Annotated in this window: 22 protein-coding genes and 1 pseudogene; 6 read left to right on the top strand and 17 right to left on the bottom strand. The window is 62.8% G+C overall.

Translation table 11 applies throughout. The features are described from left to right. Positions 1–137: pseudogene (locus ACR0K1_RS17930) on the top strand (dibenzothiophene desulfurase); the annotation flags it as partial. Between the two features lie 97 nt (positions 138–234). Here ACR0K1_RS17930 and dapA read toward each other — a convergent pair. Then, entirely contained in the window at positions 235–1,107 is an 873-nt protein-coding gene (dapA, locus tag ACR0K1_RS17925; RefSeq protein ID WP_480615789.1) for a 4-hydroxy-tetrahydrodipicolinate synthase, read from the bottom strand. Positions 1,108–1,240: 133 nt separating this feature from the next. Here dapA and ACR0K1_RS17920 point away from each other — a divergent pair, with 133 nt between their 5' ends. After that, complete coding sequence (locus ACR0K1_RS17920; protein ID WP_480615784.1) at positions 1,241–3,214, top strand: lytic transglycosylase domain-containing protein; 1,974 nt, start codon at positions 1,241–1,243, stop codon at positions 3,212–3,214. Here the strand turns inward: ACR0K1_RS17920 and ACR0K1_RS17915 are convergent. After that, a complete protein-coding gene (locus tag ACR0K1_RS17915; protein ID WP_480615782.1) occupies positions 3,188–4,057 on the bottom strand; it encodes a DMT family transporter in 870 nt (289 codons plus the stop codon). The two genes, ACR0K1_RS17920 and ACR0K1_RS17915, sit on opposite strands and share 27 nt — an antisense overlap. Continuing rightward, entirely contained in the window at positions 4,054–4,719 is a 666-nt protein-coding gene (mnmC2, locus tag ACR0K1_RS17910; protein WP_480851393.1) for a tRNA (5-methylaminomethyl-2-thiouridine)(34)-methyltransferase MnmC2, read from the bottom strand. The genes ACR0K1_RS17915 and mnmC2 overlap by 4 nt, the downstream gene beginning before the upstream one ends. Positions 4,720–4,774: 55 nt before the next feature. Here mnmC2 and ACR0K1_RS17905 point away from each other — a divergent pair, with 55 nt between their 5' ends. Continuing rightward, positions 4,775–5,809 carry an NAD(P)/FAD-dependent oxidoreductase gene (locus tag ACR0K1_RS17905; protein ID WP_480851392.1) on the top strand — a complete coding sequence of 345 codons (1,035 nt, stop codon included), beginning with the start codon at positions 4,775–4,777 and terminating at the stop codon, positions 5,807–5,809. On the opposite strand, the gene ACR0K1_RS17900 is transcribed toward ACR0K1_RS17905, so the two are convergent. From ACR0K1_RS17900 to ACR0K1_RS17885, 4 genes are all read right to left on the bottom strand, one after another. After that, on the bottom strand, positions 5,801–6,595 hold the full coding sequence (locus ACR0K1_RS17900; protein WP_480851391.1) for an HTD2 family dehydratase: 795 nt from the start codon (positions 6,593–6,595) through the stop codon (positions 5,801–5,803). The two genes, ACR0K1_RS17905 and ACR0K1_RS17900, sit on opposite strands and share 9 nt — an antisense overlap. Further along, positions 6,585–7,142, bottom strand: coding sequence for an NADPH-dependent FMN reductase (locus ACR0K1_RS17895; RefSeq protein ID WP_480615774.1), 558 nt, complete (start codon positions 7,140–7,142; stop codon positions 6,585–6,587). The genes ACR0K1_RS17900 and ACR0K1_RS17895 overlap by 11 nt, the downstream gene beginning before the upstream one ends. Before the next feature lie 109 nt (positions 7,143–7,251). Further along, positions 7,252–7,923, bottom strand: coding sequence for a YiaD family glycine zipper/OmpA-like lipoprotein (locus tag ACR0K1_RS17890; RefSeq protein WP_480615772.1), 672 nt, complete (start codon positions 7,921–7,923; stop codon positions 7,252–7,254). 122 nt (positions 7,924–8,045) lie between these two features. Next, complete coding sequence (locus ACR0K1_RS17885; RefSeq protein ID WP_480615770.1) at positions 8,046–8,693, bottom strand: RluA family pseudouridine synthase; 648 nt, start codon at positions 8,691–8,693, stop codon at positions 8,046–8,048. Between the two features lie 96 nt (positions 8,694–8,789). On the opposite strand from ACR0K1_RS17885, the gene ACR0K1_RS17880 reads away from it, so the two are divergent. Then, positions 8,790–9,200, top strand: a complete 411-nt coding sequence (locus tag ACR0K1_RS17880; RefSeq protein ID WP_480615768.1) for a nuclear transport factor 2 family protein — start codon at positions 8,790–8,792, stop codon at positions 9,198–9,200. A gap of 2 nt (positions 9,201–9,202) precedes the next feature. Then, entirely contained in the window at positions 9,203–9,913 is a 711-nt protein-coding gene (locus ACR0K1_RS17875) for an SGNH/GDSL hydrolase family protein (protein WP_480615766.1), read from the top strand. Here ACR0K1_RS17875 and rarD read toward each other — a convergent pair. The 10 genes from rarD to ACR0K1_RS17825 form a co-directional block, all read right to left on the bottom strand. Next, positions 9,904–10,809 (bottom strand): EamA family transporter RarD, encoded by a 906-nt coding sequence (gene rarD / locus ACR0K1_RS17870; RefSeq protein WP_480615764.1) that lies wholly within the window; start codon positions 10,807–10,809, stop codon positions 9,904–9,906. The genes ACR0K1_RS17875 and rarD overlap by 10 nt on opposite strands. 257 nt (positions 10,810–11,066) lie before the next feature. Beyond that, the gene (locus ACR0K1_RS17865; protein WP_480851390.1) at positions 11,067–13,517 is read right to left on the bottom strand and encodes a GcvT family protein; all 2,451 of its coding nucleotides are present in this window, start codon (positions 13,515–13,517) and stop codon (positions 11,067–11,069) included. Between the two features lie 89 nt (positions 13,518–13,606). Further along, entirely contained in the window at positions 13,607–14,584 is a 978-nt protein-coding gene (locus ACR0K1_RS17860; protein ID WP_480615760.1) for a GlxA family transcriptional regulator, read from the bottom strand. A 9-nt stretch (positions 14,585–14,593) separates the two neighbouring features. Next, positions 14,594–15,487 carry a homocysteine S-methyltransferase family protein gene (locus tag ACR0K1_RS17855; RefSeq protein WP_480851389.1) on the bottom strand — a complete coding sequence of 298 codons (894 nt, stop codon included), beginning with the start codon at positions 15,485–15,487 and terminating at the stop codon, positions 14,594–14,596. 12 nt (positions 15,488–15,499) lie between these two features. After that, the gene (locus ACR0K1_RS17850) at positions 15,500–16,567 is read right to left on the bottom strand and encodes an alcohol dehydrogenase family protein (RefSeq protein ID WP_480851388.1); all 1,068 of its coding nucleotides are present in this window, start codon (positions 16,565–16,567) and stop codon (positions 15,500–15,502) included. Further along, complete coding sequence (locus ACR0K1_RS17845; RefSeq protein WP_480615754.1) at positions 16,557–17,033, bottom strand: cupin domain-containing protein; 477 nt, start codon at positions 17,031–17,033, stop codon at positions 16,557–16,559. The genes ACR0K1_RS17850 and ACR0K1_RS17845 overlap by 11 nt, the downstream gene beginning before the upstream one ends. 18 nt (positions 17,034–17,051) lie before the next feature. Beyond that, the gene (locus tag ACR0K1_RS17840) at positions 17,052–19,499 is read right to left on the bottom strand and encodes a GcvT family protein (protein ID WP_480615752.1); all 2,448 of its coding nucleotides are present in this window, start codon (positions 19,497–19,499) and stop codon (positions 17,052–17,054) included. 16 nt (positions 19,500–19,515) lie between these two features. Continuing rightward, positions 19,516–19,896: a GFA family protein gene (locus tag ACR0K1_RS17835; protein WP_480615750.1), complete on the bottom strand. Its 381-nt coding sequence runs from the start codon at positions 19,894–19,896 to the stop codon at positions 19,516–19,518. Positions 19,897–19,900: 4 nt separating this feature from the next. Further along, positions 19,901–20,524 (bottom strand): LysE family translocator, encoded by a 624-nt coding sequence (locus ACR0K1_RS17830; protein WP_480851387.1) that lies wholly within the window; start codon positions 20,522–20,524, stop codon positions 19,901–19,903. After that, positions 20,524–21,093: a helix-turn-helix domain-containing protein gene (locus ACR0K1_RS17825; RefSeq protein ID WP_480615746.1), complete on the bottom strand. Its 570-nt coding sequence runs from the start codon at positions 21,091–21,093 to the stop codon at positions 20,524–20,526. Before ACR0K1_RS17825 ends, ACR0K1_RS17830 begins: the two co-directional genes overlap by 1 nt. A 116-nt stretch (positions 21,094–21,209) precedes the next feature. On the opposite strand from ACR0K1_RS17825, the gene ACR0K1_RS17820 reads away from it, so the two are divergent. Next, positions 21,210–21,485, top strand: a complete 276-nt coding sequence (locus ACR0K1_RS17820; RefSeq protein WP_480615744.1) for a DUF1294 domain-containing protein — start codon at positions 21,210–21,212, stop codon at positions 21,483–21,485. Positions 21,486–21,561 lie beyond the last annotated feature (76 nt).

The following is a 21,561-nucleotide window of genomic DNA, read 5'->3' as shown; positions in this document are numbered from 1 at the left end:
CGGTCGCAGGTGTTGCGATCAAGCATGTCTTTGCGCTGCTGGCCGTGCTGTCGCATCTGACCGGCGTCGTGATCTCACGCTGGTTGTTCTTTGCGCAGGCGGAACATGTCGTCGGGCTGTACTACGGCAAACGGTAAGGGGAGGGGGCCAGCCCCCTCCTTGGCCTTTCAGGCCAATTCCTCCCCCGGGATATTTTCGGCCAGATGAAGAACGGATCCGGTTTGGGGCCGCGGCTTACAGCAGGCCCGCATGCGCCATGGCGGCGTCGATGGTGGCTTTGGTGCTGTCCTCGAGCGGCGTCAGCGGCGAGCGGACCTCGGTGCTGCAGCGGCCCAGTTTGCTGAGCGCGTATTTTGCGCCCACCAGTCCGGGTTCGATGAAGATCGCCTCGTGCAGCGGCATCAGCCGGTCCTGATAGGCCAGCGCTTTGGCATAGTCGCCAGCCAGCGTTGCCTGCTGGAATTCGGCGCAGAGCTTGGGCGCGACATTGGCCGTGACCGAGATACAGCCAACCCCGCCATGAGCGTTGAAGCCCAGCGCGGTGGCGTCCTCACCGGACAGTTGGCAGAACTCTTCCCCGCAGGCCGCGCGCTGCTGGCTGACCCGCGCCAGATCGCCGGTTGCGTCCTTGACGCCGACGATGCGCGGCAGTTGCGACAGCTCTCCCATCGTTTCGGGCGTCATGTCGATGATCGAACGGCCCGGGATGTTGTAGATGATGATCGGAATCTCGGCGCAGTCGTGCAGGGCGCGGAAATGGGCCAGCAGGCCCTTCTGCGTCGGCTTGTTGTAATAGGGCGTCACGACAAGGGCCGCATCCGCGCCGACGGCTTTGGCGAACTGGACGAAGCGGATGGCCTCGACCGTGTTGTTCGACCCTGCGCCGGCAATGACCGGAACCCGGCCAGCGGCGGCCTTCACGACCTCTGCCACAACCGTTTCATGCTCTTCATGGCTCAGTGTCGGGCTTTCGCCGGTCGTGCCCACCGGCACCAACCCGGTCGAGCCTTCCTGTACCTGCCATTCCACCAGGTGTTTGAGCGTATCCAGGTCCAACTCGCCGTTATTGAACGGGGTGACGAGGGCTGGCATCGAGCCTTTGAACATGACACGCTCCTTCAGGTGCAGTTTGTGGTATTCGCGCCCCGGTCCGCCTCGTTTGAAGGTTTGTGAGTTGATCCCGGCAGCGCACGCATTATCCTGCATGGCTGTATCCTCGGTTGGTTGGGAAATGCAAGGGATGACACGCGTTCTGGCTGCTGCGATGGCGGTGATTCTGTGTTTGGCGCTTTCGGTGCAGCGGGCATCTGCCGATGCGGCGGGCGATTTGCGGGCCGGGCTGGCCGAAATGCGTAAGGGCGACTGGAACGAGGCGCTGCAGGTGTCGGGCGCGCGCGGGTCGGTGTCGCGCGACGTCATCGTCTGGCACTGGCTGCGCGAAGGGTTTGGCAGTTCCGGCGATGTGCTGGTGTTTCTGGAACGGCGCCCGGACTGGCCCGGTCTGGCCTGGCTGCGCCGCAAAAGTGAGCCCTCCTTCACCGGTGCCGATCCTGACCGGACTTTGACATTCTACGCCGATCAGCCGCCGCAGACGGCAGAAGGAGCGCTGAACCATGCGGTTGCGCTGATGGCCAAGGGCCAGCATGGCGAGGCCGAGGCCGATATCGTGACCGCCTGGCGCACCATGCCGATGGGGTCGGGGCTGCAGAAGGATTACATCGAGAACTTCGCCAAGGTGCTGAAACCGCATCACGCGGCGCGGCTGGACCGGATGCTGTGGGACGGCCATCTGGTCAGCGCCGGACGCATGTTGCCCTTGGTCAGCGCCGACCAGCGCAAACTGGCCGAGGCGCGGATTGCCCTGCAAAAACGCGAACCGGGGGTGGACGGGAAAATCTCGGCCGTGCCGAAAGCGCTTGCGGATGCGCCGGGGCTGGCCTTTGACCGCTTTGTCTGGCGCGACAAGAAGGAACTTGATGACAGCGCCATCGATCTGATGCTGGCCCGGTCAACCGGCCCGGATGCGCTGGGTGAGCCGGATAAATGGGCCGAAGGGCGGCGCAGGCTGGCGCGGCTGGCGATGCGTCAGGGCGATGCAAACCGTGCCTATGCCATCGCGGCGAACCATCACATGACGCCGGAAATGGGCTATGGCTATGCCGATCTGGAATGGCTGGCCGGGTTCCTTGCCCTGCGCAAGCTGGATGATCCGGCCACGGCGATCCGGCATTTCCAGAATTTCTCGACCGCAGTGCAGTCGCCCATTTCCAAGGGGCGCGGCGGTTATTGGCTGGGCCGGGCCTATGCCGCACATGGCGATGCCGACAAGGCGTATGAGGCCTATGCAATGGGCGCGGATTACCAGACCTCATTCTATGGCCTGCTGGCGGCAGAACAGATCGGGCGGCCCTTTGACAGCGAACTGGCCAGCCCGCGCCGGGCACCGCATTGGAAAGAGGCCGAGTTTGCCGCCTCCAGCGTGCTGGAAGCCGGGTTGCTGTTGCTGAAAGCCGGTGAGGACAATCTGGCCGAGCGGTTTCTGACCCATCTGGTAGAAAGCCTTGACCCGGTGCAGGCGACGCAGCTGGGCGATCTGGTGATCGAGCTGAAAGAGCCGCATCTGGCGGTGATGATTGCCAAACGCGCGGCAACGACCGGAACGGTGCTGCCCGCCGCCTATTACCCGGTGCATCCGGTGGCCGATATGGGCCTGCCGATGGCCAAGGAAATGACGCTGGCCATCGCCCGCCGTGAAAGCGAGTTCGATCCGGTTGTGATCAGCGGCGCAGGCGCGCGCGGGCTGATGCAGGTGATGCCGGCCACCGCCAAGCTGGTCGCGCAGGAACTGGGCATCCTCGGCGGGCACAAAACGCTCCGGCTGACCTCGGACTGGAAATACAATGCCAAGCTGGGGGCGAATTACCTGTCCGGGCTGGCGGCGGATTTCAACGGCAATATCGTGATGATGGCCGCCGGGTATAATGCCGGTCCCCGACGCCCGATCTCGTGGATGCAGCGCTTTGGCGACCCGCGCGCCGGTCAGGTGGATATGGTGGACTGGATCGAAACCATCCCGTTCAGCGAAACCCGCAACTATGTGATGCGGGTGGCCGAAAGCCTGCCAGTCTATCGCGCCCGGCTGGGGCAGCCCGCCCTGCCGATCCCGTTCTCGCAGGAGTTGACAGGCTCAACGCTGGCGGCGTTCGCGCCATAGGGTGAAGAGGCCCGCGCTCACGACCAGGGCTGCGCCTGCGACGACCTCGGGGCGCAGTGTTTCACCGAAGACCGAGATGCCCAGAATCGCGCTCCAGACCAGGTGGAAATAGGCAAAGGGCTGCACCGCGCTGGCCTCGGCCATCTCGTAGCATTTGATCAGCAGCCAGTGGCCTAGAACGCCGCACACGCAAAGCAGCCCCATCCAGAACCAGTCCGTGCGCGCCATCGGTTCCCAGAACCACATGCCGACCAGCGTCATTGCCACCGCCCCGGCAATGCCCGTCCAGAAGAAACTGGTGGCCGCGCTGTCCTGACGGGCAACATATCTGGTCAGCAGCCCGTAGACGGCAAACATCAACGCAGAGACCAGCGGAATGATCGCCCATGGGTTAAAGACCCCGGCCCCCGGCTGCAGGATAATCAGAACGCCCACGCATCCGGCACCGATGGCGACCCAGCGCCGCCAGCCGACTTTCTCGCCCAGCATCGGCCCGCTGAGCGCGGCGATCATCAGCGGGTAACAGATGAACACCGCCAGACTGTCGATCAGGCCAAGGATGGTGAAGCCGAAAACGGCAACGCAGATCTCAGCCGCCAGAAGCACCCCTCGGAATACCTGAACACCCAACTGGCTGGTCTGGGCTGCGGCCTTTAGCCCTCCGGGCGCGCGGGCGGCCAAGGCGATGACGAAGGCCGCGAAAAACCAGTAGCGGACCATCACCACCATATAGGTATTATAAGTCCCCGCCAGATGGCGCGAGATGCCGTCCTGCATCGCGAACACAATCGTCGCGCCGATCATGAGCGCGATGCCCGCCCGCACATTGTTCTGCTGCGTCATGCCTTGACCGCCCGCGTCATGTGGCGTTTGCGGCCGTAGCCGGGCGCGCGGGTAACGGTGAACCCGGCCTCTTGCAGGCCACGCCGCACGAAGCCTGCGGCGGTATAGGTCGCAGCGGTGCCGCTCGGAACGGTGTGATCCGCCACCTGCCGCATCAGGTCTGCGCCCCAGAGTTCCGGGTTCTTGGCGGGCGAGAACCCATCCAGAAACCACGCATCCGCTGCGCCATCCCATGTGGGCAAGGTCTCGCGGGCGTCCCCCTGAATGACCCTTAAGGACAGCGTATCCAGATCGCAGCTTTGCCCGGTCCAATGGGCAAGGAAACGATCCGCCCAGGGTTTCAGGTCCGTAAAAGCCGCCAGCGCGCGGTCTATATCCTCGGCCTCCATCGGGAAGGCTTCGAAACTGGTGAACTGCAGCGGCCCGGTCTGGCCGGATTTCTCCCATTCGGACCAGACGGTCAGCATGTTCAGCCCGGTGCCAAAACCCAGTTCGGCGATGTGAAACCCCGGGGCAAAGCGCGCGGGCAGGTCGTTGCCTGCCAGAAACACATGGCGGGTCTCTTCCAGCCCGTTTTGCAACGAGTAATAAGGATCGTCGAACCGGTCCGAGACCGGAATCCGATCCTCGGTCCAGGTCAGTTTGGCGCGCTGGTCTGCCATCGGGGAATCCTGTAGCTAGGCGGCGCGACACTGAACAAGGAAAAGGGGATTGGCAATGGTCGATGTGACGGTGCGCGGCGCGGGGATTTTCGGCCTGTCCATCGCCTGGACCTGTGCAAAGGCCGGCGCGGCTGTGCAGGTCGTCGACCCCTTTGGCCCCGGCGCAGGATCAAGCGGCGGTCTGGTCGGCGCATTGGCCCCGCATGTGCCGGAAAACTGGAACGCCAAGAAAGCGTTTCAGTTCGACAGCCTGATCATGGCCGAACCGTTCTGGACACAGGTCGAGGCGACGGGCGGCGTGTCCGCAGGCTATGGGCGTCTGGGCCGTATCCAGCCGATCCCGGACCAGCGCGGGCTGGATCTGGCGCGGCAGCGGCAGCAGACGGCGCGCGATCATTGGCAGGGGCGGGCCGAGTGGCGGGTGATTGAAACGTCCGAGGCTGGCGCGTGGTGCCCGCCCAGCCCGACGGGCTATGTCATTCACGACACCCTGACCGCGCGCATGCACCCACGGCGCGCCTGCGCCGCGCTGGTTGCGGCCTTGTCGGTGATGGGCGTTGCGGTTGTTCCCGAAGCGCCCGACGCGGGGCGCGTTGTCCACGCCACCGGGCTGGCCGGGTTGCTGGAACTCAACGCCGCCTTTGGCAAAACCGTCGGCAACGGTGTCAAAGGACAGGCGGCCTTGCTGCGCTTTGACGCGGGTCACGTGCCACAGCTTTTTGCCGACGCGATCCATATCGTGCCGCATGCGGACGGAACGCTGGCCATCGGCTCGACCTCCGAGCGGGATTATGACGACCCAACCAGCACCGACGCCGCGCTAAACGATGTTCTGGACCGCGCCACCCGCGCGGTTCCGGTTCTGCACGGGGCCGAGGTGATCGAGCGTTGGGCAGGCGTCCGCCCCCGCAGCAAAAGCCGCGCGCCGATGTTGGGCGCGCATCCTCTGCACCAAGGCCAGTTCATCGCCAATGGCGGGTTCAAGATCGGCTTTGGCATGGCCCCGAAAGTGGCCGAGGTCATGGCCGATCTGATCCTTGAAAACCGCGATACGATCCCCGAGGGTTTCCGGCCCGAAGCGTCACTCTGACACGGCCACAGCCTGCATGCATTGTCGGCCATCAGGGCCGCGAACCCACATATCTGTCCCGTCTCTGCACAGCTCTGCGCCCTCAAAGTGCATCAGCGGCGCGGTGGCGCGGAAAGAAAACGACGTCAGGGGACCCGCCAGGTCCTCGGCAAACAGCATCAGAAGCTGCGCCAGCAATGGCCCATGCACGACCAGCCCGTCATAGCCTTCAACGTTGCGGGCATAATCCAGATCGTAGTGAATCCGGTGCCCGTTGAACGTGAGCGCGGAATAGCGGAACAGCAGGGTGGTGTCGAAGCGGACCTCTCGCCGCTCCGTTTCGTCCGTTCTGGCGACCGGAGGGGTCGGGCTGACCGCTTTCTCCGACGGGTCGTCACGATACACAAGGTCCTGCCATTCGGTCAGGCACAGGGTGCCCGCCTGCCAGACCTCGTGCCGCAGGGTGACAAAGCCCAGCGGGCCCGACCGCCCGACCTTTGTGCTTTGGCTGTCCAGCGCGGATCGCCGTTCAGCCGGAACCCCTGCGATCAACGGGGCGTGAAACTCCAGCCGACCACCAGCCCACATCCGGCGGGGCAGGCCCATATCGGGGATCAGGGCGTCGCCGACGCGGGGGTGGCCATCGCGGCCCAATTGATCCGGCGCACGGGCCGTCCAGAAATACAGGTGGTGAAAGAAGGGCGGCAGTGCAGACCCGTCGGTGATCGCCCCGTCCCGGCCCAGCGCCGCTTGCAGCGCAGCCGCCCGCGCCGGGTCCATCACATCGGTCTGCACGTCACGAGGCATTGGGGCAGTTTATGCTCATGTCCCGCAGTTTCTCCATCAGCTTGTGCAGCGCTTTTTCGTAGCGATGGCTGAGCAGCCTTCCTTGCTCGTCAAACTCATCCGAGCTGCTGGCCAGATGAATCTCGGGCCCCTGCAGGATACGCGGCTGGAACGGCACCATATAGGCCCGCAATATCATCTGCGCCCGTTCGCCCCCGGCGCGGCCTGCGGCGGCGGACATCACGGCAACGGGCTTGTCCGCCCACGGGTTGCCTTCGGTCCGGCTGACCCAGTCCAGCGCGTTTTTCAGAACCCCCGAAGGCCCCTTGTTGTATTCCGGCGTGGAAATGATCACCGCATCGGCCTGCGCGATCTGTTCGGCCAGCGTCAGAACGGCGGCGGGGATGCCCTCACCCTCTTCGACATCCCCGTCATAGAGCGGCAGGTTCAGATCCGCTTCGATAAAGCTGGCCGGTTCAAACAGCCGCGCGGCTTCGCGCAGAAGTTTGCGGTTGGTGGCGTTCTGGCGCAATGACCCGGACAGGCCAAGCAGGACCGGTTTGGACATCAGGGGAAACTCCGATTCAGTGTTTCCCCATAGTTAAACCGGGAAAGGCCGGAACCAAACCCCGTTTGATGCACAGCCCTTGCGCAGAGCACCCGGTTGCGGTGCAGGATCAGGCGTTGCCGCTGGGCACCACGATGATCTCGACCCGACGGTTCTGCGCCTTGCCCTCGGGCGTCAGGTTCGAGGCTACGGGGTTGTTCTCGCCCTGACCGATGGTCGAGATGCGGTTATAGCTGACACCGTTTGCCTGCAGGATATCAGCCACCGCATCGGCGCGGCGGACGGACAGGCCCTGATTGTAAGACGCATCGCCATCACTGTCGGTATGGCCGATGATCTGCACGTTCGAATTGGGGTAGTTCACCAGATTCTGCCCCACCTTCACCAGATCGGACCGCAGTGCCGGACGCACGGTGGCGCTGTCGGTGTCAAAGGTGATGTCATTGGGCACGGTGACGATCAGCCGATCCCCCGCATTGACGATGGTGATACCGTCATTGGCCAGTTGCTGGCGCAGTTCCGCCGCCTGTTTGTCCAGTTGATTGCCGATCAGGCCGCCGCCCGCCGCGCCGATGGCCCCACCGGCCAGCGCCCCCAGCAAGGGATCAGAGCCATTTGCGATGGCGCCGACACCGGCCCCCACAAGACCACCCAGGATCGCGCCCTGCTTGGTGTTCTGGTTGGGATCGCTCGGCACGCTCAGCGTACCGGGATCGGTACATGCGGTCAGAGCCATGGCCGAGCACAGCCCGGTGGCCAGAAAAAACTTGGAAATCATCATGATGTCACCTTCTGCTCCTGTACCCGTTTGCCGGGTTTGGTTCGTTTGGCTCAGTATATCACGCTGCGCCGCGACAGTCTCAAGCAACAATGCGGTGAGATCGGCAAATACCCGCCAAAGGGTCAGAATTCGGCAGAGGCGCGGAACTTCATCGCAACGCCACCTTCGGGATGTTTCAGGCGCAGTTCCTCGGAATGCAGCATCAGCCGGGGGAACTCCAGCGCGGGCCCGGTGGCGTAGAACGGATCGCCCAAAATGGGATGCCCCAGCGCCTGCATGTGGACCCGCAATTGATGCGACCGGCCGGTTTTGGGAAACAGGCGTAAACGCGTGGTGTCCCCCTCATGCTTCACGACGCGCCAGTCTGTAACGGCAGGTTTACCGGTGTCATGGCACACCATCTGGCGCGGTCGATTGGGCCAGTCCACGGTCAGCGGCAGGTCCACGGTCCCGGTCTTGAGCGCGACCGTGCCCCAGACGCGGGCAACATATGTTTTCCGGGTCTGGCGCTTTTCGAACTGCAGGCCCAGATGCCGCTGCGCATGGGGTGTCTGGGCAAACACCATGATCCCCGATGTGTCGCGATCCAGCCGGTGCACCAGCAGCGCCTGTGGAAAGCTCGCCTGCACGCGGGTCAGCAGGCAATCGGCCAGATGCTCACCCCGCCCCGGCACCGACAACAGGCCCGAGGGCTTGTTGACCACGATCAGCTGCGCATCTTCGTGCAACACGTCCAGCGGCGTTGTCGGGGGGTCATAGGTCTCGGTCATGCGGGGTGCCTATCGCAGCGCGCGCCTTCCCGCAACGTCGTCCTTGTCTGCGCGGCGGCCATCGGCAACTCTTGCAGCACGAAAAAGGAAGAGGACATGCACACAACAATCAAACGCCTGCAAGAGGTGGTCGCCAAGGGCGATGAAACCCTAATCCACGCGCTTCTGGCCGAGGATGTCCGGTTCCTGCCGCCGACCTATTACAGCACCTGGACAGGCCGCGCGCCGGTGGCGGCGGTGCTGGGCCATGTGGCGCAGGTCTTCTCAGATTTCCGCTATCGCCGCATCATGGGCGGTGGCAGCGACTGGGCTCTGGAGTTTCAGTGCAAGGTCGGCGATCTGGATGCGATTGGCGTCGACCTGATCACCCTGAACGACGATGGCCTTGTGCAGACCTTCGAAGTGGTGATGCGCCCCTACAAGACCGTTGGTGCCCTGCGCGAGGCGATGATGGCCCGGGTGATGAAAGATCCCCGCTTTCTGGAATACAAAGACGCGCTGAGTTGATCATGCCCGGACCGATTGCCGCCGACCAGATTCTCAGGGTACCGCTGCTGCCCGTGCTTGCGGCCCAGGGCCTGTCCGTGCGCCGCAAAGCGCAGATGCTGCCCGAGCCTTTGGGCCCGCGTCAGGGGCGCTCGGGCCGGGGTCCGCGCCTGCGCCTGCTGATCACCGGCGACAGCTCGGCGGCAGGGGTTGGCGCGGGCACGCAGGCGCAGGCCCTGTCGGGCCATCTGGTCACGCAACTGGGCCGCCACTATTCGGTCGAATGGCGGCTGGAGGCCACAACCGGTCACACCACGCTGGACGTTCTGAACCGGTTAGAGGCTCTGGACGGCCCGTATGATGCGGTGGTGACGGCGCTTGGCGTGAACGATGTGACGCGCTGCGTGACCCGCAACAGGTTCATCGCGCGGCAAACCCGCCTGATGGACCTGCTCACCGGCAGATTGGGCGCGCGCCGGGTGGTCCTGACAGCCGTTCCGCAAATGAGCCGCTTCCCTGCCCTCCCCCAGCCTCTGGCCTGGGTATTGGGACGGCAAGCCGCGCGTCTGGATCAGGGTTTGCAACAGGTCGCCGCGCGTTACGCGCAAGCCCGCCACCTGACGTTGGACTTGCCCGACGATCCCGCCCTGGCCGCACCGGATGGCTATCACCCCAGCCCGAAAACTTATGCGATCTGGGCCAGGGAAGCGGCCCGCCTGCTGCATCAGGCCTGAGCCCGCGCCTGCCGGATCATCGGGATCGAATAGACCACCAAAGCGGCCCAGATCAGCGGGAAGGCAATCATCCGGCCCCGGTCGATCTGTTCGCCAAAGACGGCGACGGCGGTGATGAAGATCATCGTCGGCGCGATGTATTGAAGGATGCCCATCGTCGACAGCCGCACCAGTTTGGCCCCGTTTGCATAGACCAGCAGCGGCACCGCCGTCACGATCCCCGCCCCTGCCAGCAGCATGGTGTCACTCGCGGCCGCCCCGAAATGCCCCGTTCCCTGCGCTCCCAGCCAAGTCACATAGGCCAGCGCCGGGATCAGCAGGATCAGAACCTCAAGCAGAAACCCCTGATTGGGTCCGATTGGAAGCGAACGTTTGAAAAAGGCGTAAAACCCCCAACTGACCATCAGCCCCAACGCCGCCCAGGGCAGCTTACCGGCCTCGAGCACCAGAACAAGAACCCCCAGCGCGGCCAGTCCAACGGCCAGCAGCTGAGTCCGGTTCAGCGGCTCGCGCAGCAGGATGGCACCCAGCGCAATACTGAACAGAGGGTTGATGTAATACCCAAGTGCTGCATCCAGCGCATGCCCCGAGGAAATCGCCCAGACGTAAATCGCCCAGTTCACCGAAATCAGAGCCGCCGTCAAAGCGCCCATCGCCAGCATTTTCGGATTGCCCAGCCCCGCGCGAATGTCGCGCGTTCGCCCAAGCGCCACCAGAAGAAGACCTGCCACCGGCACCGACCAGATGATGCGGTGCGCCACAACCTCGACCGGCCCGATATGCGCCATTGCTTTCAAATAAAGCGGCAGAAACCCCCAAAGGACATAGGCCGTCACGGCCAGCGCCAGCCCTTTTGGCGTGTCGGCGTTGTTGGGTGGGACAGGGGCGTCGGCCACAAGCGGTCTCCGGTTGATACCACGCCTGTTTAGGGCAGATCAGGGTAGCTTGGGAACCATGTAAACTGTGAAGCGGGCCATCAGGAATTCTGATATGTCCCGCATGTGGCGACCTGACTATAAGCGAGGCTCTGCCTCGCGCTCCGGGATATTTCAAGACAGATGAACAGGGGATCCTTCCTTCATCTGTCCCAAAGTATCCCGGGGGAGTCGCCCGGAACGGGCGGCGGGGGCAGAGCCCCCGTTCTGTGCCCCGATCAGGCTTTCACCCGTTCGGATTTGGGGTCGTAAATCGGCTTCAACGATGCCTCGGCCTTGACCTTCACGCCACAGACATCGATCTCGTAGCTCGAGGCCAGAACGTCGGCTGCCTTTTCGCCCTCGCACGGTACATACCCCAGGCCCACGGCACCACCCAGATGGTACCCATACGCGCCCGATGTCAGGTAGCCCACAATCTCACCATCCCGCAAAATGGGTTCGTTGTGATACAGAAGGGGTTCGGGATCCGTCAGTCTGAACTGGAGCATACGCGAAAGCGGGCCCGTTTCCTTGCGCCGCAGGACTGCATCCCGGCCGATGAAATCGGGCTTGTCGGTCTTTACGGCGAAACCCAATCCGGCATCGATCACATGATCCTCGCAGGTGATATCGTGACCGAAGTGGCGGAACCCTTTTTCGATCCGGCAGGTGTCCATCATGTGCATGCCGCACAGTTTCAGACCCATGCCCTGACCCGCCTCATAGAGCGTTTCAAACACATGCCCGGCCATGTCCGATGAGATGTAGACCTCCCACCCCAGTTCGCCCACATAGGTCACGCGGTGCACGCGGGCCAGACCCATGCCGATCTCGATCTCCTGCGCCGTACCAAAGGGGTTCACGTCATTTGAGAAATCGTTGGGTGACACCGCCTGCAGCAGCGCCCGCGACCGTGGGCCCATCACGGCCAAAGTCGCCTCGGCAGCGGTGATATCGGTGATCGAGACGTTGAAATCGCCCTTGTGACGCTCCATCCAGACCTGATCGTGATAGCGGGTCGCCGCCGGGGTCACGACCAGATAGGTGTTGGTCGAGATGCGGGTGATGGTGACGTCAGCCTCGATCCCGCCATTGCGGTTCAGGAACTGCGAATAGACGATCTTGCCATGCGGCACGTCATACTGGCCACCTGCGATGTAGTTCAGGTACTTGGTCGCATCCGGCCCTTCGACCCGCAGCTTGCCGAAGGAGGACATGTCGTACATGCCGACATTCTGGCGGATCGCCATATGCTCTTCACGCACGTTGTCGAAGAAATTCTGGCGCTTCCAGCTATACTGATACTCCGCTTCCTGATTTTCGCGGGCGAACCAGTTCGCGCGTTCCCACCCCGAAAACTCCCCAAAAACGGCGCCGCGTTCCTTGAGGTGATAGTGGAACGGAGACCGGCGGATGCCACGGGCCGATTCCTTCTGCTTGAAAGGGAAGTGATCCTTGTAGAGCAGACCCAGCGTCTCGGTTGCCCGCTCATACAGGTATTTCTTGTTGCCCTGGAACGGTTGCATCCGGCCGATATCCACATCACCCAGATCAAAAGGCTTGTCGCCCGTATCCATCCACTCGGCCAGCGCCATGCCCGCGCCACCGGCGGACTGAATACCGATCGAGTTGAAACCCGCCGCGACCCAGAAGTTGTTCAGCTCGGGCGCAAGGCCCAGGTGATAGGCATCATCGGGCGTAAAGCTTTCGGGGCCGTTGAAGAAAGTGTGAATCCCCGCCTCGGCCAGCAGGGGCACCCGCTCGACCGCCATTTCAAGAATGGGTTCGAAATGGTCGAAATCTTCCGGCAGCTGGTCGAACTCGAAATCCTTCGGAATGCCGTCATTGGCCCATGGTTTGGCAACCGGCTCAAAGGCCCCCAAAAGGATCTTGCCCGCGTCTTCCTTGTAATAGGCATATTCATCCGGCACCCGCAGCACCGGCAGTTGCGTCATGCCATCGATGTTTTCGGTCACGATGTAAAAATGCTCGCAGGCCTGCAGCGGTACGCTGACGCCCGCCATCTTGCCGACCTCGTGGCCCCACATGCCGCCACAGTTCACCACCATGTCACATTCGATATGCCCCGAGGCCGATCCGTCATCGGATTCCCAGTCGACACCGGTGACAAAGCGGCCCTCTTTGGCGATAGCGGTGACCTTGGTGCGTTCCTTGATCAGCGCGCCGCGCTGACGGGCGCCCTTGGCCAGCGCCAGCGCGATGTTGGCCGGGTCGCCCTGACCGTCAAGCGGCAGGTAGACAGCCCCCTTGATCCCGTCTAGATTGATATGCGGATACAGCTCCTGCACACGCTCGTTCGAAATCTCCTCGACCTCAACGCCGAAAGCGCGGGCCATGGCGGCCTGGCGATAGATTTCTTCCTTGCGCTCCTCGGTCAGCGCCACAGTGATCGAACCGCAGCGCTTGAACCCGGTGGCGACACCGGTTTCTTCCTCGAGCGAGCCATAAAGCTCCTGACTGTATTTCGCCAGTTTGGTCATGTTCTTGGTGGCGCGCAGCTGCGCGATCAGCCCCGCCGCATGCCAGGTGGTGCCACTGGTCAGCTGCTTGCGCTCCAGCAGCACAACGTCGCTCCAGCCCTTTTTGGTCAGGTGATAGGCGACCGAGCACCCGATGACACCGCCGCCGATGATGACCACGCGGGCCTTGGTAGGAATATCGACCATCCTGATGTCTCCGTTAGTTCAGGTTTTCCTTTGAATGGCACGGAAGATCGACAATATATCCACCAAAAACGTCAGAGAATGCGCAAAAATCATCCCTGCGATGGCTGACGCTTGCCGCGCCGCATGACAAACGGCGTGACGCCGAAAAAGCTTTTGTAGATCGACGAAAACCCGTTCGGAAATCCGCAGGCCAGCCCGATTTCCCGCACGCTCATCGTGGTGTTGAGCAGCAGGTTATTCGCCTTGGCCAGACGCATCTCGCGATAGAACCCGTTGGGTGTGGTTTCGAAAAACGTCTTGAACTTGCGCTCCAGGGACCGGTTCGACAGATGCAACGCGTCCACGATCTGCCGGATCGGCAGCGGGTCTTCGATATTCGCCTGCATCAGCTTGATGCACTGATCCAGCTTGGCGTCGCCGGTGGCTGTGGTTTTCACGCCCGAGAACGGCTGCATCGAGGAAAAATCGCGGATGTTTTCGTGCAGCAGGATATCGGCGACGGTCATCTTGGCGGGGCCGGACACATGCCGCCCGATCACCGCCAGCGCAACATCCGTCGTCGCCTCCATCCCGGCACAGGTCACGACCGCGCCGCGTTCGGTGGCAATCGACAGCTTGGCCTCGAACCGCGCGCCGCGTTCGCGCAGGAACGAGGCATTTTCCCAATGCGTCGCCAGATCGGCGGTGCCCTGTTCGTCGATATACCGGCTGGCGGCTTCGGCCAGCAAAAACACCTGCGCGCCGCGATAGGTGTAATCCGACACGATACGGCCCAGCGACAGGTCGGGCTGATCGGGGTCCGAGTTGCCGATGACGAACAGGTAATCGGCCTTGGGTTGGGGCAGGATGGCCTGAGTCGAAACCGTCGCCTCGCTGCTGCTGGCCACCGGGCCGCCGCGCAGCGACCGGTAGGTGAAGCTGAACGGGGGGGTCGGGCACACCCGGTTGGCCACGCGCAGCACTTCGACCAGAGACGCAAGCTCCAGCAGAACAAACCCCGGCGCGACCAGAATGTCGAAATGCCGGACGGGGAGTTCGGATACGTTCGGCTTTGGCTTTGGGTTCATCACCACCCCTCAGACAATCCGATGCCCGGCAGACCGAAGCGCCCCGGCCAGCGCCCCGATATGATCCGGTCCGATTTCACAGCATCCGCCAACGATCGTCGCCCCTTGTGCAACCCAACGCATTGCATGCTCGGCATAGGCCGCCGGGTCAAGGTCGATCCGTCGGTCCAGTGCGTCCACCGTGGGCGCGTCTTTCAGGAATCCGTCGGCGATATGGGTGAAACCATTGGCATACGCCCCGAACGGCAACCCCACCTGTGACAGAATCTGCAACGCGGCCGGTATCGCCTCGGGGCGCGAGCAGTTGATCAGCAGGGCGTCGGGCCGGTACTGCGCCACCAAGGGGGCGATATCGCCCAGCGGTTCGCCCGACCGCAGCCGCGTGCCGTCATCATCCATCACCGACAAGGCCAGCCAGACCGGTTTGTCTGCTCGTTCAGTGCCACGCAGGGTCCCTTCGGCCTCGAGCACCGAGGATACGGTTTCGATCAGAAACAAGTCCACGCGATCCGTCATCAGATTGACCAGTTCGGCGTATTTTTGCGCCGCATCCGCCGGATCGGGCTCAAGATCGGGGCGGTAGGTGGCAAGCAACGGCCCAAGCGATCCTGCGATCCGGCCCGACGTGCCTTGCCGCGCGGCCTGCGCCTGGGTCAGGGCGGCGTCGATCAGGGCCCCAAGCTGCTCTTCCATTCCGGCGCGCACAAGGCGCGAGCGGTGGACGGCATAGGTGTTGGTGGTGGCAATCATCGCGCCCCGGCGGAAATATTCGGCATGCACCTGAGCGACCAGTTCGGGATGGTCGATCATCACCCGCGTCGACCAGAGCGGCGTCGGGGTTTTCCCACTAAGCTTAACCAGTTCCTGCCCGATTGAGCCGTCCAGAAGCGTGATATCTGCCATGTTACCTCTTTCTCACGGGATCAGGACAAGCTTGCCCGGCAACAGCTTGGATTGAAAGTCGTCCTGCGCCTGCGCGATCTCGCGCAGCGGATAGGTCTTTGAAACCAGGGGCTTTATCCGCCCCTGATTGATCAACTCGACCAGACGGCCAAACACTTCGGGGGCCTGATGGGTGCAGCCGTGGATGGTGATGTCGCGCAGGTAGATGTCACGCAGATCGGCCTGAACGATTGGCCCGGCAATCGCGCCCGACACGGCGTAAGCTCCGCCCGGTTTCAGCGCGAGGATCAGGTCGGGCCAGACCGGCCCGCCGACCACATCGATGACCACATCGAACATATCCTGCGGCAGCGGCGCGCCCCGGTCGAACGTGGCAACGGCGCCCTGTTCTTTCACCACATCCGCCTTTGACGCCCCCGTCACCCCCCAGACCGAGGCCCCCCGCAAACGGGCCAGCTGAACCGCGGCCAGACCAACGCCGCCCGAGGCTCCGGTAATCAGCACCTTATGCCCGGCGGTGACACCTGCGCGCGTCAGCAGGTTCTCGGCGGTGCCGAATGCGCAGGGAATGGCGGCGATTTCGATGTCTGACAGCGGTGAGGCTGTCACGTCATACAGGTCATCCGCCTGAACCAGACAGTATTGGGCAAACGCCCCGTCGATCTCGGAGCCAAGTGCTATGAACCCGAACGGGTTGCCGGGGCGCGGGCGCGGCAGGTTGATCGGGCAGGTCACGCGCTGACCGGGCCAGAACCCGGTCTCGGGGCCAGCTACCTCGACGATGCCGCACAGATCGCCGCCCTGAATGCGCGGGAAGTGCAGGGCCCCGCCCCAGCCCCCGGCCTCGACCTTTTGGTCGACCGCATCGGTAGCCCCGGTCACGTCCGAGGAATACCAGCCGACCCGCGTGTTGATATCGGTGTTGTTGACCCCGGCGGCCGCCACCCGGACCAGCACCTGACCGGGCCCCGGTTCCGGCACCGGAATATCCTCGCGCCAGTCCAGCGCTTCGGGGCCGCCGTGGCGGGTCAGGTGAACGCCGGACATGGTGGTCGGGACCGTCATTGCCTTATCTCTCATCATCGGGATGGGGCGGCACGGGGCCCATCGGAACAATGTCGTAGCGTGCATTCAATTCGGCCATTTTGGCCTCATCCGCAAAATCATCCCCGGTCATGGTTGCAAGCTCTGCCAGAAAGCCATCGAATCCCGAGGGCTGAAAGATCATCAGCATCTTCGCTGGCGCATTATCCGCAACCCGGCAGGCATGCGGCACACCCGAAGGCACATGCATCGTGGTCCCAGCCGTGCAGCGGTGCCAGTCGCCATCGACATAGAAATCCACCGCGCCGTCCAGAAAATAAAACGTCTCGGCATGGCTGTCATGGCGATGAAGGCCAAGCGCAAAGCTGGCCTTCAGATTGTCTTCCATGAGCGTATAGGCCCCACCGGTGTCGTCGCCCGAGACCTTGACGAAGGTGTGGTCGTTTTCCCAGTCATAGTTGGGACCCTCACCGGGTCCCAATTTGGCGTATCGTGTGCTCATGGCATCCCCTTTTGGGCGTTATGCGCGCAACCGCTCGTTTGTCGGATCCCAAAGCGGCTGATCCTCCTGTACCACAGCGCGGCATTTTTGACCGTAGATTTCAACCTCGAGCTCGGTTCCCGGGTTCGCCAGTTCGGCCTTGATCATGCCCAGCGCGATGGACTTGCCGACGCGATAGCCCCATGCTCCGGACGTCGTCTCGCCCACGATCTGATCGCCCTGCCAGATGCAGGACATATAGGGCGCATCGCAATCGCCCGCATCCACCGTCAGAGTGACAAAGGATTTCGCGACGCCCTGCTGCTTTTCGCTCAGGATCGCGGCCTTGCCGGGGAAATCCTGCGGTTTGTCCAGCTTGACGAAACGGCCCAAGCCCCCTTCGAGCAGCGAGTAATCGCTCGACAGGTCGCCCTTCCACGCGCGGTACCCCTTTTCGATACGCAACGAATTCAGGGCATACATGCCGAACGGCTTGGCCCCGGCTTCAAGGATCGCGTCATAGATCGCAGGCATGTCTTCGTTCAGGGCATGAACCTCCCAGCCCAGTTCTCCGGCAAAGGACACACGGATCAGGTAAGCGGATTGACCCGCCACAGTCGCGGATTGATGGGTCAGCCAGCCAGAGGACAGATCGGCATCGGTCAGCCCCGACAGGATCTCGCGTGATTTCGGGCCGGTGACGATCAGCGTGTCGCGCGTGGTGGTGACATCTTCGACCGAAACCCCTGCGGGCATGGCGTTCACCAGAATGTCGCGGTCATGCCATTGTGCGGTGGCGGCGGTGATCATGACGAACTCATCCTCGCCCAAGCGCAGGCAAGACATCTCGGTCAGGATGCGGCCCCGGTCATCCGAGATATAGACCAGATTGATGCGGCCAACCTTGGGCAGGCCACCTGTCACCAGTCCCCGCAACGCCTCGGCCGCGCCCTCACCCTTGAGCATGAAGCGCGAGAAACCCGGCAGGTCCAGCACACCGCAATGATCGCGCACCGCCTCGCATTCTTCCCTGATGCGCTGCTCCCACGGGCCCGAACGGCCCCAGGTGTGGGTTGCAGCCTCAGACGTATCGTCGCCCGGCTTGGCGAACCAGTTGGCCCGTTCCCAGCCGTTATAGACACCCATCACGCCGCCCAACTCCTTAACCTTGGCGTGGACCGGCGACAGTTTCTTGTCGCGCGCGGCAGGCCATTCGTGGTGCGGGAAGTGCATGGCGTATTCGTTGCCATAAACCTCGAGGCCCTTCTGGTTGCAGTAATCCTGATCGGTGTAATCGGTGTAGCGGCGCGGATCGACGGCCCACATGTCCCATTCGGTGTGACCATCGACGATCCATTCGGCCAGCACCTTGCCTGCACCGCCGCCCTGGGCGATGCCGAAGGTAAAGCTGTGCGCCTCGAACGCGTTTTTCACGCCCGGCATCGGGCCGATCAGCGGCAGACCGTCGGGGGCGTAGGGAATCGGGCCGTTGATCACCCGCCCGACGCCCGAGGTCGCCATCAGCGGCACCCGCTCCATCGCGTCAGTAACGATGTCCTCGATGCGGTCCAGATCGTCGTTCCAAAGCTGGAAGCTGAAATCCTCGGGCATCGGATCGTCTTCGGTCATCCAGTGGCCCTTGCAGTTGGGCTCATAAGGCCCAAGGTTGAACCCGTTCTTTTCCTGCCGCAGGTAGTACGAGATATCCACGTCGCGCAGCAGCGGCAGCTTGCCGCCATGTTCCTTCGACCACGCCTCAACCTCGGGCACTTCGTCGGTCAGCAGGTACTGGTGGCTCATGACCATCGCAGGCACGGTGCGCCCGCCAAAGGGCTTGAACATCTCGCCCACCCGCTGCGCATAATATCCGGCGGCGTTGACCACATAGTCACAGGCAATATCGCCCTTTTCCGTCTGTACCGTCCATGTGCCGTCATCGTGCTGAGTCACGCCGGTCGCCGGGCAGAAGCGGATGATCTTCTGGCCCATGTCGCGCGCGCCCTTGGCCAGCGCCTGCGTCAGCTGCGCCGGATCGATATCACCATCGGTCGGGTCGTACAGAACACCTTCAAGGTCGTGGGTTTCAAGGAAAGGATACCGTTCCTTCGCCTGTTCCGGGGTCCACATCTCCATCGGGATACCTTGATACAGACCCATGGACAGGGCCCGCTCGAACTCCTGCATCCGTTCCTTGCTATGCGCCAGACGGATCGAGCCCGAGACGTGGTAGTTCATCGGGTAATCGACCTCGTCCGCCAGTCGCGAATACAGCTCGGTCGAATAGCGCTGCATGTTCATGATCGCCCATGAGGTCGAAAAGGTCGGCACGTTGCCTGCCGCGTGCCATGTGGAGCCTGCCGTAAGCTCGTTCTTTTCCAGCAGAACACAGTCGGTCCAGCCCTTTTTGGCCAGATGATAAAGCGACGAACAGCCAACAACGCCGCCGCCGATGATGACCACACGGGCCTTGGTTGGAAAATCACTCATGCGTTTGGTTCCCTAATTAATGTGCCCGCTGGGGCAGATCGTCTGTGATGTCGTAGTAGTCGCCCTTGTCGGCGACAAAGATGTGCCGGGCGAGTTTCAAACCGGTGGGCTCGTCCAAAGATCCCACCGAAATCGCGATCGTGTCCTCATCATTGTGCTGCCAGAAGAGGAACGAGCCGCAGGCGCTGCAAAAGCCGCGCCGGGCCGCGTCCGAGGCGCGATACCAGCCCAGCGTGTCGCTGGCGGTAAAGCTGAGATTGTCCTGATGCGTCACGGTCGACGCCCACAGATGCCCCGACTGCCTGCGGCACTGCCCGCAATGGCAGGCGTTGGGCGGGCTGAGGTCTCCGTCAATGGTGAAGGCGACCTTGCCGCAAAGGCAGGATCCTGTGTGCATGTCGCTACCCCCTTGCTGCGGGCGTTGTGCTGGTGCCCAGCAACACGCCGTAGATGATAAAACAGGCCGCCATCACGCGGCGCACCCAGATGTTGAACACCGCACCAAGTGCTGCGCGGCCCATCAGCGCGCCCAGCAGGGTGAACCCGGTATAGCTGAGCGTCGTGATGATCAGAGCGGTGGGCATGATGATCGACATCTGCTGCCAGATCGGCACCCCGGGCTGAACGAATTGCGAAAACGCGGCAAGGTATCCGGCCACGCTTTTGGGGTTGATCGTGGCAACGGCCAGCGCGTGCAGGTAAACATGCCGCGCCGGCCGTTCCGAGGCGGGCGCGGGTTTGGCGGCGTTCATCCAGCCGCGAATGCCCATCCAGATCAGAAATCCTGCGCCGATCAGCTTGGCCATGAAAAACCCGGTCGGGGACGCGGCGATCAGCGCCGTGATCCCTAGCGCCGACAGGATCAGGAACGCGCTGGCCTGTGTCAGAATCGCCAGCACGCCCAGCATGGCCTTGCCGAAAGGCAGGCTCATCCCGTTCGAGATGCAATTGACCGCGTTCGGCCCCGGCGTGGTGACGAACACCACCCAGAACAGCGCGAATATGGTCCAGGCCTCGAAACTCATCAATACACCGGCGGGGCGATGACCCAGATCGCCACGGCAGGCGCATCGTAGGGGTTGGCCCATGTATAGGGTTCGTGTTTGATGCGGAAACTGTCACCCTCGCCAACCGTGAAAGATCGCCCGCCGATGGTCAGGTCCAGTTGGCCGGATAACATGTAGCCGACCTCCTGCGTGGGGCGATGTGCCGGGGTCTGCATCCGGGACTGGGGCTCGAAGGTGGAATAGACCATCTCGAAATCATCGGTCAGATCGGGCGAGAGCAGTTCTTCGATCAGCCCCTCTTTGTTCGACCCCATCGGGCGGCGCGTGCCGGTGCGCACCACATAGCCCTGTTCCTCGACCGGGGCGGCGGAATGGGCGAACAGCATCGACATCGGTACCCCCAGGCAATCCGCGATCTGCCGCAGGTCCGAAATCGACGGGTCGGACATGTCGCGTTCGACCTGACTGATCCACCCGACCGACCGGTTCAGCTTTTCGGCAATCTCGGTCAGAGTCAGGCCCCGCGCCTTGCGCAGGGCCCGGATATCCGCACCCAGAGTCGCGCTGTTTGGGGCTTGGGAATTCACGGGCGGCTCCGACTCTCATGAAAATTTCATCGTGTTTTTCACGATGGCGCGAATCGGTGAAATTTCCAAGCGTTTTTTCATTTGCGCTTCGCACGTGGCATGGCTAATGGGTCCGCATGTGGATTGCGGTGATGTACCTATGGGCGATCAACGCCCTGACTTTGATGGCTTTTGGCTGGGACAAGGCCCGGGCGGGGCGGCGCAAGCGCAGAATTGCCGAACGCAGACTGCTGTTGCTGGCCGCCTTGGGAGGCAGCCCCGGCGCAGTGCCGGGACGGTGGATATTCAGGCACAAGACGCGCAAACGCGGGTTTTCCGCGTGGCTATTTGCCATTCTTGGATTTCAGGCCGCCGGATGTGTTCTGCTATTCAACCCTGCTCTGATTCAATGACCTGAAACCGGGTTTCAGTGACAGGCCTGATTGCCCGAGGCTGCCATGGATCTGCCCCCTCAGGCCATCAGATACA

It is taken from the genome of Ruegeria sp. F5 (assembly GCF_056533845.1).
Note: the sequence above shows the minus strand (reverse complement) of the source record. Positions and strands in the feature narration are given on the sequence as shown.